This is a genomic window from Pedobacter sp. AK013 (genome assembly GCF_014205835.1).
In the GTDB taxonomy this organism is placed as follows: Bacteria; Bacteroidota; Bacteroidia; order Sphingobacteriales; family Sphingobacteriaceae; genus Pedobacter.
This window is the reverse complement of sequence record NZ_JACHCQ010000013.1, coordinates 67,829-81,618: the sequence shown is the minus strand read 5'-3', so window position 1 is coordinate 81,618 and position 13,790 is coordinate 67,829. Positions and strand designations below refer to the sequence as shown.

Sequence of the window (13,790 nt, the reverse complement as noted above, 5' to 3'; positions counted from 1 at the left end):
TTAAAATGAGGCCCTAAAACTAAATGATACGGTTCTGGCAAAAGGATAATCTATACCTCGCTCCTGCCTAATGGTCGATGCGGTGAAAATATCGTTTGCCAGTGCATTAACGGCGAAAGAGCGCATGCCCAACTTTTTAACCCAGGTTTTATTGTCGAAAGTATAGCCAATATTGATGGCCTCACCAGTTATTATATTTTCCTTTTGTACAAATCTTGAAGAAATCGGAGTGGTAGCGGTTTGCGATATAGATTTAAACTGTGCCACATCTCCAGGGCTTTGCCACCTGTCATACAAGGCTCTTTTATCCTGGTTAAGCGTTATATTCGAAAAGCTGATATTTTCAACCTTATCAAATAAAACCTTGTTAAATACATCTCCCCCGAGCTTATACCTTACATTAACGCCAAAAGTAAATCCTTTAAACATTAGGTTTGTGGTAAATACGCCTTCAACCGTTGGTGTTGTATTTCCTACCGGCAATATATTAGCGGCATTATAATCAAATGAGTATTGGCCACTTGGTGTTAAAAATACTTCCCTTCCTGTTGCCGGATCGATACCTAAAGACTTGGCAGCCCAAATGGTTTCAGCACTATACCCATCTGTAAATCTCAAAATACTTTTACTTAACTCCTGTTGTTTGTTTAATGAGTTCAATGTGTTTCCAAAGCCTGCATATTTACTCTTAAACATCGAGCCCGTAAGACCAAGCATCAATACAACTCTTTTTGCGGTATTATAAATGGGCGAATAATTTAATTTCACTTCTACCCCTTTATAAGTTAAGGTACCCGCATTTAAAGGATAGCTAAAAACACCTGTTGATGAGGGTAAATCAACCGCTACCACTAATGGGTCTGTTTTTTTAGTGTAGGCATTAATGTAACCCGTAAACCTGGTGTTAAAAAGCATAAAATCCAATCCTCCACTAATTTGTCTTGTTTTTTGTGGGGCTAAATCTGGGTTTCCAAGAGTGCTTAAATCAATGCCTTGTCCAAATTGATTGTAATTGCTATTACTGTTGTAATTATAAACGGATACAGAGGTTACATTTCCGTAATTCTGATTACCCGTTACTCCAATATTCCCGAATAGCTTTAATCTGTTTATCCAACTTTTTCCTTTAAAAAGTTCTTCGTTATGAATGTTCCAGCCTAAACCAACCGAATAATATGGCGAAAACTGCTTATTTCTTCCAAAAGCGGTCGAACCATCCAAACGGTAAGAAGCATCCGCCAAAAATCTATTATCGTAAGCATAGTTTGCAGAAAGAGTTCCGTTTAGTGTTCTGTAAATACTAGATGCAGCTTTAGGCGCTCCGTTCTCGGCATAACCATAGGCAAACCGCGGATTCCCATTGCTTCCTTGCGGGAAACCTTCAGAAAGGGTGATAAAACTATCATCCTGCTTTTCATTAATTGTTGCCCTAAAATTTGCATTCAAAACATGCTTTTGGGCAATTGCTTTATAGTAGGTAAGCAACAGATTTGCCTGATAAGATAAATTATTCGAACTACTATCCTGATAAGTTCCCTTTCTTAATAAAGTAACATCTTCAAAATCACTACTTTCTGGTGCCCTAAAAATCTTTCCTTTTTTATTACCCTTTGTAATTTGAACCGCACCATTTAATCTTAAATCGGGCGTTAAATCATAATTGATATTTAAATTGTTCTGAACCTCTAAATTTTTAGTATTGTCGTATTGCGGAAGAGTGGCATCATACAACGGATTCCTAACTTTAATCTCCACACCGTTTGACTGTCTCGAAATCTCTAAATATCGGTCGGTGTAGTTCTTTTCAAAATATGGATTTGCATTTACATAATCTGAAAAGGAGCCATAAGGAGAATTATAAGCAGAATAACCCCTGATGTAGGTAATATTATTAACGTTTAACTTGTTTTTCCGGTAAGTAAGATTAATGCTTCCACTATAGCTATCTCTTCCTGAGCCTTTCATCGCACCGGTTTGGGTTTTATAATTCATCCCTACGCCATAAGTAAAAGTATTATCCCCACCCTGTACAAAAACGGATGAGTTGTTGCTGTAGCCAGTTTGTATAGGTTCGCTTAGCCAATAACTATCAACCCCTCTTTTAATTTTGGCTAAATGCGAATTATACAGTTGATCTAAATAAACCTGTTGCGTTGGGTTTCCGTCTGCTGCAGAATATCTTCCCGATAACCTTTCGAATTCTAGCTTTTCGGTTGCATTCATCATATTGTATCCAGATAAATCAGGACTTTCTACCCTGAAATCATTTGAATAAGTAAACTGAAGTTCTCCCGATTTTGGTCTGATGGTTTCAATAACAACCACGCCGTTTGATGCCCTGGCCCCATAAAGAGCTGTTGATGCCGCATCTTTTAATATCGTAACCGATCCCACCCTGTTAATATCCAAATCCACAATGGTTTGTAAAGTTGATTCGAAACCATCTAAAATAAATAATGGCTGGTTCGGATCTCCTCCAAACTGATCTCTTAAACTGGCACTTGGTACACTACTTTTACCCCTTACCTCAATAACAGGTAAAACATTTGGATTAGAACCCGCTAAATTATTTTCTATCAATAAAAAAGAAGGATCTAATGTTCTTAAACTTTGGATAATGTTGTTATTCCCAACCATTTTTAAGTCATCACCAGAAAATGTGGCTGTACTCCCCGTAAAGGTGTTTCTATTCCTATTGATACCTGTACCTGTTACAACGACCTCTTTATCAAGCAACGTATTACTTTCTCGTAGTTCAATAGAAAGCGAGAAAGTTCCTCCGTCTTTAACTTGGCCGGTAACTGTTTTTGTTTCGTAACCAATAAAATTGATGGTGAACCTGTATGGCCCTGCCACTAGTCTTGGAAAGCTAAATACACCGTTCTTATCAGATGAGGTTGTTGTTTTAACCCCCGTTTGTACATTTTGAGCGATAACAGTTGCGCCTACAATGGTTTCTTTTGCGTCTTTAATAACCCCTTTAACAGATGGCGTTTGTGCATAAGCACTTAACCCCAGATAAAGGCAAAGCAGTAGCAGTAAGACACGTTTTGGAACGTTCCTTTTAGTAAAAATTTTAATCATGAAGTTAGTTAGTTTGGTCTAGTTGTGTTTAGGGTTTTTGTTTACTTCTTCTTTATATTATATCCCACGGCTGTTTTTTCTGGGGTCAGGTTATTGAGCGAACAAAGCATATTTAAGAAAGAGTCAATGTCATCGCGTCCGAATTCATATTGTCCAGTAAATACTTTTTTGTTTAACTGACCCGCAGAATATTTTATTTTAATGTTCAATTTCGTTTCAAGTGCATCAAAAACGCCGGCTAAAGATTCATTGTCGAAAATAATGGCATTTTCGGTAACAATAGCCTTATTCTGATCTAAAACTTCCAGTTTCTTAGCCGGCAGGATATTAACCTCTTTCACATTTGCAACATAGGTTTGCATATTTACCGTAAATACTTTCCCCGGTAATAAATAAACGGTTTTAACACCTGCCGATAAAAGTTTTTGCTGGGGTTTAACCACCACCTTTCCTTCAATTAACTTCACCTTGGTATAAAGACCTTTTTTGAAGGCTGTAATTTTAAAAACGGTACCTAAAGCAGTAGTAGCAAGGTTATTGGCAAAAACCGTAAAAGGTTTTGTCTTATCTTTATGTACCCTGAACAATGCCTGTCCTGTCAAAACCACATCTCTTTTTCCCTGATCAAACGGAAAATAACTCACCTCACTGTTTGGATCTAGTTCAACAATGGTTCCATCCGGAAGTGTGTGCGTCTGTTTTATAGAAGATGTATTGGTTATGAACTTAGCAACCCTGGCAGGCACTCTCGCTTTAGTTAAAGCAGTAACATTAGCGGTAGAAACCTGATTACTGTTAAATTTATAAACCACCAATCCTATGGTAGCAATCAATGCAATCGAGGCGGCATAAGCTAAATAACGTAGCCGGCTTCTCTTCACTTCTATAGTATCGTGGATATGGTCTAATACATTTACATAAATCCGGTCTGATACTTCGCCATCAACTTTTTCATTCGGTTCAAAATGCTCCCATTCCTCGCTGTTTAAATAAATTTCACGGTTGTCTCCATCAGCTAAAAATTTACTTACCATGCGGGCTTCCTCGGCAGTACACTGGCCGGCAAAAAACTTCTCAACAAGCTTTTGGTTGATTTGCATAACTACATTACGTTTTTGAAAGTACTTTACCCCTATTAGGCTGAAATTATTTTATATTATTTCTTAAAATAGCGGTTATGACGGTCAAAAAAGCTATAATTATTTATTAATAATGGCCGACATGATAATAGCCAAAGAAATAATAGAAGAAAATGCTGCTCTTAACTGTTTTAATGCCTGCGATATGTGATTTTCGACAGTTTTTGGAGAAATAGAAAGCATTTCTGCAATTTCTTTATAAGAATATCCCTCTACTTTACTTAATTTGAAAACTTTTTTCCTAACAGGGGCCATTTGTTCGATGGCCTGCTCAAGCGCATGATGCATTTCTGGTTGATCAACTTCATTCTGCAGGGCATAATCATTTTCAACCACCGTTAAATGTTTTTTGCCAACAGCCTCTTTCCTAAGCTGATCGATAAGGATAGTTCCAGCAATACGGAAAATCTGAGCTGATAAACTATATTCCGAAGAAAGATTTTCCCTCTTTTCCCAAAGCCTGATAAAAGTAAGCTGCACCACCTCTTCAGCCATATAAACTGAACCTGTTTTTTTCAGTACATAGGCATAAAGTTTTTGGTTGAACAAACGGTAAACTGTTTGAAAAGTTTGTAAACAACCCGACGTTAAATCAACAACATAGTCCATTAATAGGAATTCCTAAGAAAATAAAAAGGGTGATTTTGTTAGTTATTCGGAGCGGATGATAGGCCAAAGATATTTTTTCATTAAATAAGAATCAACCCATTGTTGATCTTTTAACGCATTTTGATGCAAAATCCAGCTCAATGCAACTAATCAAACGTTTGTCTTATTTTTACCGTTTTCATTATTTTAAGAGAGTTTCGATAAAAAACCAGTAAATAATCAAAATTGATAACCGATTTGTAATAAACACGTTATGCTAATATCAGATTTCTTTCAATTGATTAGAACTATTTTTACATTTACAGTGATATGGTGAGCAATAACTACAGCGATTTATTACGGAAGATTGATGAGTTTATCCGCAAATTTTACCTGAATAAAATTTTGCGTGGGAGTATTTATGCCGCAGCCATACTTTTAGGCCTGTATCTGATTGTTTTTTTGAGTCTTTATTACCTCAATCCAACTGCAGGTTTTAAAACCTTTGTATTTTTTGCTTATTTACTTGTTGGGGCCTTACTTGTTGGCTTTCTAATCATCAAACCCTTGCTATCGATGCTCAAATTAGGCAAACACCTTACTTTCGTCGAAGCATCGGTTATCATCGGAAATCACTTTTCCGATATTAAAGATAAATTGCTCAATACGCTGCAACTTCATCATTTATCCGAAAATCACCCCGAAAACAACCGTCTCATTCTTGCCAGTATCGATCAAAAGATCCTGGAGCTTAAACCTGTCCCCTTTTACAACGCCGTTAGCATTAATGATAACCGGAAATATTTAAAATATCTTTTTGTTCCCCTTTCTATTATTCTCCTAATTGCCATTATCGCACCTGCTATTTTACGCGAGGGCACAAACAGTTTTTTTAAGTATGACGAATACATTGCACCTAAAGCGCCTTTCAGTTTCACGGTTTTAAATAAGAGTTTAACCGTTACTCAGGGTGATGATGTAACCCTAAACGTTAAACTGGCCGGCGACGAACTCCCTGCCGAAATTTACGTTGAAGACGGAAAAAATACCTATAAACTCGAAAAAGAAAATATCAGCAAGTTTAATTACAGCATCAAAAATATACAGAGCGATAAAAAATTGGTTTTTAAAGGTGGTGGCTTTAGTTCAGCTGTTTTTACAGTTTCGGTTAAACCACGCCCTGAACTACTAAATGCAACCGCAACTTTAAATTACCCTGCTTATCTGGGTAAAAAACAGGAACTGATTGCCAATGTTGGCGATATGCTCCTGCCCGAAGGCACAAAAGTTACCTGGAACTTTAAAACCGGCCAGAGCAGTTCACTGCTGTTCATTTTAAATGGAACCGAAAACGTTTTAAAAGTTGAGGATAACGAATCGGCTTTTAATGCAACCATCAGGAATAATTCAAAATATAGCATCACGCCTAAAAACCAATATGTAACCATCAGGGATTCGCTTTCACACCAAATTACCGTTGTTAAAGATCAGGCACCGGGTATCAACGTTGAAGAAAAGCCTGACTCTGCGAGTAATAAAGCTTTATATTTTAGCGGACAAGTAACTGACGATTATGGTTTTAGCCGCTTAAGTTTTAAATACAATATCAAAGAAAATAACCGCATTGTGGGTACGGTTACCAAAAATATTGCCATTAAAAGCAATGCCACTGAAAATAGCTTTTTCTATTTCTGGGATTTAAAAACAGCCGCTGCCAAACCTGGTCAGGAAATTGAATATTATTTTGAAGTAGCCGATAACGATGGCGTAAATGGGGCAAAAGTTACCCGATCGGAAATTAAAACCTTTAAACAACCTACCAAAAAAGAAACCGCCGAACAAGTAAATGCGAGCAACCAGGCATTAAAACAGAAAATGCAATCGGCCATACGTTTAGCCAATACCATCGAAAAAGAAAGTAAAAAAGTGGCAGAAAGCCTCATCGATAAAAAACAGATTTCTTTCGAAGATAAAAAACAGATTGAAGCCCTTTTAGACAAGCAAAAACAGCTTGATGAAGTTGTTAAGGAAATAAAAGAACAGAACGATAAAAATATTCAGCAACAGGAAGACCAAAAGCAAACTGAAGAGCTGCTGGAAAAACAGAAGCAGATTAAAGACCTGTTTGATAATGTACTGGATGAGAAAACAAAAGAACTTTTGCAAAAGCTGCAAAATCTGATGAATGAGAAAAATAAAGACCAAACGCAGAACGAACTCTCAAAAATGCAATTGGACAATAAAACCCTCAAAAACGAACTCGACAGGATCTTAGAACTCTACAAACAACTAGAATTCGAACAAAACCTTCAAACCGATATCGATCGTTTAAATGAACTGGCTAAAGCGCAAAAGGAACTTGCTGAGCAAACCAAAGATAAAAAACAGGACAATGAATCGTTAAAGCAAAAACAGGATGTACTTAACAAGGAGATGAAAGACCTGAAAGACGATCTGAAAAAACTGGAAGAAAAAAATCAATCACTTGAAAGGCCAAATCCTTTCGAAAATCCTGAAAAAGAGGTACAGGATATACAAAAAGAACAACAGGACAGTAAAGATGCTTTAGATAAAAAGGATTCGAAAAATGCAAGCCAAAAACAGCAAAAAGCTGGCGAGCAGATGGAAAAGTTATCAAAAAAAATGAGCGATATGCAGCAGCAGGGTGAAGAAATGGAAAACAACCTGAATGCAAAAGAGTTGCGTCGCCTCTTGGAAAACTTACTAACTACCTCTTTCGATCAGGAAAAAGTAATGCTTGCTTTAAAGAAAATGACTGCGGCCGATCCTTCTTATACCATCAATGTTCAGAAACAACGCAGCATTAAAGATAACCTTAAAACCATTGCCGATAGCTTATACAGTTTAAGCAAGCGTGTTCCGCAGATAGAATCGACGGTTAACGAGGAGATGAACAAGATCAATTTCAACCTGGATAAAAGTTTGGAAAGTTTGGGTGATAGAAGAACGCCTGAGGCTAATCGTTTTCAGCAGTTTACCATGACTTCTATCAATAATCTAACCTTGATGTTAAGTGAAGCGCTAAGTCAGCTGCAAAACATGCAGAAAAATGGTAAAGGTGGCAGTGGAAAGAAACAAAAGCAAGGGATGAAGCAGCTTTCGCAGATGCAGGAACAGTTGAACAAAAGCATGCAAAAAGCCCGGGAGCAAATGCAAAAATCAGGTGACAATAAGGGTACAGTTGGCAAAGGACAAATGAGCCAGGAGTTTGGCAAAATGGCCCAGCAGCAACAGATGATCCGTCAGGCGCTCGAAAAGATTAACCGTGAAGAGAACAAAGATGGAACCGGTAAAATGGGCAACCTAAACGAAGCCATTAAAGAAATGAAACAAACCGAGAGCGATCTGGTTAACAAGCGTTTGCAACAAGAAACCCTAAACAGGCAAAAAGATCTCTTAACAAAGTTATTAGAGGCAGAAAAAGCCGAACGCGATCAGGAAGAAGATGCTAAACGGGAAAGTAAAGCCGCTAAAGAGTTCCCCCCATCTTATCAAAAAATGGTCGATCAGTTTAAAAAACAGCAACAAAACGGTAATGATATGCTGCAAAAAACGCCTCCTAGTTTAAATTATTACTATAAAAACAAGATCGCTGAATATTTAAAGTCGTTGAATATGGAACGATGATACCAGGTGCTTCGTCATGCTGAACTTGATTCCCATCGAATTTGTCACGTTGAGCTTGTCGAAACGCTTTGCAAGACATTCAAGAGGTCCTTCGACAGGCTCTCCGTAGGAGTCCTTTGGACAGGATGACAAATCTATATTTATGATGCCGCCTCTACGCACCACTTTAAATTTTTAATTAAATTTGCGGCCATAAACACAATAACATGCCTGCAATATCATTTTTCACAGAATCAGTTAGCTATAATCTTCCTCAGAAACTTAAGGTGAAGAAGTGGATTAAGGCTACCATCGAAAGAGAAGGCTTTAAATTGCAGGAACTTAATTTCATTTTCTGTAGCGACGAATACCTGCTGGGTATCAACCAGCAATATTTAAACCATGATACTTATACCGATATCATTACTTTCGATAACTCAGAAGAAGAAAAACAGATTGTAAGCGATATTTTCATCAGCATTGAGCGCGTTAAAGAAAACGCCAAAACCTTCAAAACACTGGAGTTTGATGAGGTTTGCCGCATTATGATCCATGGTACGCTCCATTTACTGGGTTACAAAGACAAAGGAAAAGCCGCTAAAAGCCTTATGACGCAGAAAGAAGATGAATATTTAAGCTATAGAGCAGAAGTTGGCCTGATCTAAGCTTCTTTTTAGTTACGCATTACATTCATTTTCAGGTTATCTACTAGCCTTTATCATTTGCATGGCAGAACCAACTAACCACAGCACTTGACTCCCCTGTTATTTACTTTTATTCAAGTAAACCATTACTAGCATTTTTTAATGCATAAATTTCGGAGTTTAAACGGGCTTTGTTCGGGTACCATTGTCACAACTCTGTCTTAAGTCCGAACCAACTCCGAACCAAACCCGTCTCAACCCTTAATTTTCCTTAAGTTTTTTGCCAGCTCTTTCAATCAGACTTTGCTGTATAGTACATTTTAACAGCTATTTTAAATCTATTGTTATCAATTTGTTTGGAATACCTTCCTGCGCTTGGTTCCCGTTCGTCTAATAGTTATGGGCGTTCGTCGACAATTAGACTATACTGGTATAATACACCGAAATTCCCTGCAACATTTTCAACCAACTGCAGTCTTATATTCAAAAAACGGCAATTACATAGTGCGCTAGAATTTATACCCTGTGCATTATATCAAGATAAAGTTTAGTTTTAGTTAATGATTGAAGCAGCGGTGGAGCGAGTCCGACCGCTGTTTTCTTTTTACTGAAATGATGCAGCAAATGGCATATGAACTACTGAACAGATAATCCAATACATCAATATTCTGCCATTTTTAGCTGATACAGAAGCCCTTTACAATTTGATTATGCCGTTCCAAATATTTTATACTTACTTTTGCACTAATTTTCCTTTATAAATCCGAAATACAAAAAAATTGAGCACACTAATTGCGGCAGAAGGCTTAGGGCATGGTTATCATGACGAATGGCTATTTAAAAATTTAACCTTGGGTATTAACTCTGGTCAGCGCGTGGCGTTGGTTGGAATTAATGGTGCAGGTAAGAGTACACTTTTGAAATTATTGGCAGAAAGGTTCCCTCCGCTCGAAGGTAAAATTGTTAAAAATAAAGCTGTTAAAATCGGTTTTCTCGATCAAGAACCACAATTTACAGAAGGTTTTTCTATTAGCGACCACATATTCTCTCTTGAGAATAAACAACAACAGTTGATTAAGGAATATGAAGAATTAATTGAAAACCCTAATCCAGACGAAAAAACGCTTAATCGGTTGTATGAAGAATTAAGCGAACACAATGCCTGGGAATATGAACATGAGATTAAAACCATTTTAAACAGAATGGGTATTACTCATCTTCAACAGAAAATATCTACCCTATCTGGTGGACAAAAGAAACGTTTGGCCCTGGCTAAGCTTTTAATCGAAGATCCGGAAATTTTGGTGCTTGATGAGCCAACCAACCATTTGGACATTGACACCATTGAATGGCTGGAAAAATTGTTAACTACCGGACAAAAAACAATTTTACTCGTTACCCACGATAGATACTTTTTGGATAATGTTTGTAATACCATTGTGGAGTTAGATAGAGGAAAAATATTTAACTATAACGGAAATTATGCTTACTTCTTAGAAAAGAAAAGCGAAAGGGAGGCCTTAGACGCAACGGTTTTACATAAGAACCAACAGCTATTAAAGAAAGAATTAGAGTGGATGAGACGTATGCCACAGGCCCGGGCGACGAAATCTAACGCAAGAATTAATGCTTTTTACGATTTAGAGGAAAAAACCAAGAAAAAGACTGATAATCAGAGTATTAACCTCCAAATGAAGATGTCTCGCCAAGGTGGGAAAATAATTGAACTGGAACACATTAAAAAAGCATTTGACGGACGTCCGATCATCAACGACTTTAGTTATACCTTTAAAAAAGGCGACCGTATTGGTTTAGCCGGAAAAAACGGAACAGGAAAATCGACCCTGTTAAATATTATTACCAGCCAATTGAAACCAGATGCTGGTAAAGTAGATACCGGTGAAACTACTGTTTTCGGTTACTACAAACAAGGCGGTTTAACTTTCGATCCAAAGGAAAGGGTAATTGATATTGTAAAATCTGATGCTGAATATATCAAAATGGCTGATGGTTCTGTAATTACAGCCTCTGCCCTATTAACCCTATTTCTCTTCCCGCCAAAGAAACAACACGGCATGGTTGAAAAACTAAGTGGTGGAGAAAAGAAGCGTTTGAACCTGATGAAAGTACTGATGCAAAATCCAAACTTTTTAATTTTGGATGAGCCAACAAATGATCTGGATATCGACACACTAAATGTTCTTGAAGAATTTTTAGAAAACTTTCCTGGCATATTAATGCTCGTTTCTCACGACAGGTACCTGCTCGATAAAATGAGCGATCAACTATTTATCATGGAAGGCGAAGGTGTAGTTAAAATTTATAACGGCAATTATTCTGAGTATCGTTTAAGTTTAGAGCAACCAAAAGCAAAAGCAGAAACTAAGAAAACCCCTGCCCCAACCACAGAACAAGTATCTGTTAAAGCGGTAAAAAAATTAAGTTTCAAGGAGCAGAAAGAATTAGAAGATAGTGAAAAAGGTATCACAGAAACAGAAAACAAAATAGCTTTGCTTAATGAAAGCCTGGTTAAAATTGATGCGGCCGACTATGTAAAAATCCAGGAAGTTTCCAACGAGATAGAATCGCTTCAGGCCAAGCTTGACGAATTCACCATGCGCTGGCTTGAACTTTCAGAATAAACGATTGCAATTCAAAGATGTTTTCTACGTTATGTTTCACGTGGAACATCATAATATCACCATGCTGAATTTATTCCAGCATCTCAATAGAAAGTTAAATAAAAACGAATTGTTTCACGTGGAACAATTAAAGAAATACAAAATAAAATGTTTTCAAAATACGATTTGATTGTTGTTGGTGCCGGACACGCAGGCTGCGAAGCTGCAGCCGCTGCTGCCAATTTAGGATCATCTGTTTTATTAATCACAATGAATATGGGCACCATTGCCCAAATGAGTTGTAACCCCGCTATGGGTGGCGTAGCTAAAGGACAGATCGTTCGGGAGGTTGATGCTATGGGCGGTTATTCAGGCATAATATCTGATAAATCGACTATTCAATTTAGAATGCTAAACAAATCAAAAGGCCCTGCAATGTGGAGCCCAAGGGCACAAATTGATAGGATGCGCTTTGCAGAAGAATGGCGTTTAGCATTGGAAAGAACACCAAACCTTGATATCTGGCAAGACAGTGTTGTAGGCCTATTGGTAAAAGATAATACGGTGTATGGGGTTAAAACATCTTTAGGTATCGAGATAGAAAGCACTGCAGTAGTGCTTACCAACGGAACCTTTTTAAATGGTGTAATGCACATAGGAGAAAAGAAATTTGGAGGAGGCAGAACAGCAGAAAGAGCATCAACAGGAATTACCGAACAACTGGTAGAGCTAGGCATGGAAGCAGGCCGAATGAAAACCGGTACTCCCCCACGTGTAGATGGAAGAAGTTTGGATTATACCAAAATGGAAGAACAATGGGGAGACGAAAACCCAGGTAAATTCTCCTATACCGATACCGAAGTTTCAACCGATCAGCGTTGTTGCTGGATCACCTATACCAATGGAGATGTTCATGAAACTTTAAAAGAAGGGTTTGAAAAGTCGCCAATGTTTACTGGAAGAATTAAAGGTTTAGGCCCGAGATACTGTCCATCTATTGAAGATAAAATTAACCGTTTTGCGGAGCGTGACAGACATCAGATTTTTGTTGAACCTGAAGGATGGAATACATGCGAAATTTACGTAAATGGATTTTCGACTTCTCTTCCGGAAGATGTACAATTTAAAGCATTAAGATTAATACCAGGTTTTGAGCAGGCAAAAATGTTCAGACCAGGTTATGCGATCGAGTACGATTTCTTCCCACCTACCCAATTGTCTTTAACATTAGAAACTAAATTGATCAGTAATTTATTTTTAGCAGGACAAATTAATGGAACTACTGGTTATGAAGAAGCCGCTTGCCAAGGTTTCATGGCGGGTATAAATGCACACCAAAAAATCACTGACAAACATGAACTGATCATGAAAAGATCAGACAGTTACATTGGTGTTTTAATTGATGACCTGGTAACCAAAGGAACGGAAGAGCCTTATCGTATGTTTACATCGAGAGCGGAACACCGTTTGTTATTGAGACAAGACAATGCTGATATCCGCCTATCTCCCATCGGCCATGAACTGGGTTTAATTTCTGATGAACGTTTAGAAAAGGTAAATCAGAAAATTGCAAATGCAGATGCCTTGGTTAAGTTTACCAGAAACCAGGGTATTGAAATGAGCGATGCAAATCCTATGCTTGAAAGTTTAGGGTCAAGCATTTTAAATCAAAATGTAAAAATACACAGTTTGGTTGGCCGACCTCATGTTGGTTTACCCGATCTGATCAAAGTAAGCAAAGCGCTTGCGGAAGCCACAAAAGATTTAGACAACGAGACGATTGAGCAAGCCGAAATCAAAATTAAATATGAAAGTTATTTTGAAAAGGAAAATGAGATTGTAGCTAAAATGCTGAAGATGGAAGACAAAGAAATTAAACCGGATTTCGATTACAATAAAATTGTTTCCATTTCAAAAGAAGCCAGAGAAAAATTATTTAAGATCAAACCACGTACTTTAGGTCAGGCTTCACGGATTTCGGGTGTTTCACCTTCAGATATATCAGTTTTAATGGTTTACATCAATAAGTAACTGATTATCAGAACTTTACGTATTTTAAAACAGACTTAAAATAAAGCGATATAAGC

7 protein-coding genes are annotated in these 13,790 nt (G+C 37.5%); 4 read left to right on the top strand and 3 right to left on the bottom strand.

The features are described from left to right. The 3 genes from HDC90_RS10765 to HDC90_RS10755 all read right to left on the bottom strand — a co-directional run bounded on the left by HDC90_RS10765 (position 1) and on the right by HDC90_RS10755 (position 4,832). A complete protein-coding gene (locus tag HDC90_RS10765; RefSeq protein ID WP_184466168.1) occupies positions 1 to 3,084 on the bottom strand; it encodes a SusC/RagA family TonB-linked outer membrane protein in 3,084 nt (1,027 codons plus the stop codon). Positions 3,085 to 3,125: 41 nt separating this feature from the next. Then, positions 3,126 to 4,184 carry a FecR family protein gene (locus HDC90_RS10760; protein WP_184466166.1) on the bottom strand — a complete coding sequence of 353 codons (1,059 nt, stop codon included), beginning with the start codon at positions 4,182 to 4,184 and terminating at the stop codon, positions 3,126 to 3,128. 99 nt (positions 4,185 to 4,283) lie between these two features. Then, positions 4,284 to 4,832 carry a sigma-70 family RNA polymerase sigma factor gene (locus tag HDC90_RS10755; protein WP_184466164.1) on the bottom strand — a complete coding sequence of 183 codons (549 nt, stop codon included), beginning with the start codon at positions 4,830 to 4,832 and terminating at the stop codon, positions 4,284 to 4,286. Positions 4,833 to 5,141: 309 nt separating this feature from the next. Between HDC90_RS10755 and HDC90_RS10750 the strand changes: the two genes are divergently transcribed. The 4 genes from HDC90_RS10750 to mnmG all read left to right on the top strand — a co-directional run bounded on the left by HDC90_RS10750 (position 5,142) and on the right by mnmG (position 13,734). Continuing rightward, positions 5,142 to 8,459: a DUF4175 family protein gene (locus tag HDC90_RS10750; RefSeq protein WP_184466162.1), complete on the top strand. Its 3,318-nt coding sequence runs from the start codon at positions 5,142 to 5,144 to the stop codon at positions 8,457 to 8,459. 206 nt (positions 8,460 to 8,665) lie between these two features. Continuing rightward, positions 8,666 to 9,103 carry an rRNA maturation RNase YbeY gene (gene ybeY, locus HDC90_RS10745; RefSeq protein ID WP_184466160.1) on the top strand — a complete coding sequence of 146 codons (438 nt, stop codon included), beginning with the start codon at positions 8,666 to 8,668 and terminating at the stop codon, positions 9,101 to 9,103. Positions 9,104 to 9,861: 758 nt separating this feature from the next. Then, positions 9,862 to 11,724, top strand: coding sequence for an ABC-F family ATP-binding cassette domain-containing protein (locus HDC90_RS10740; RefSeq protein ID WP_184466158.1), 1,863 nt, complete (start codon positions 9,862 to 9,864; stop codon positions 11,722 to 11,724). Between the two features lie 147 nt (positions 11,725 to 11,871). Further along, the gene (mnmG, locus tag HDC90_RS10735; RefSeq protein ID WP_184466157.1) at positions 11,872 to 13,734 is read left to right on the top strand and encodes a tRNA uridine-5-carboxymethylaminomethyl(34) synthesis enzyme MnmG; all 1,863 of its coding nucleotides are present in this window, start codon (positions 11,872 to 11,874) and stop codon (positions 13,732 to 13,734) included. Positions 13,735 to 13,790: the final 56 nt, after the last annotated feature.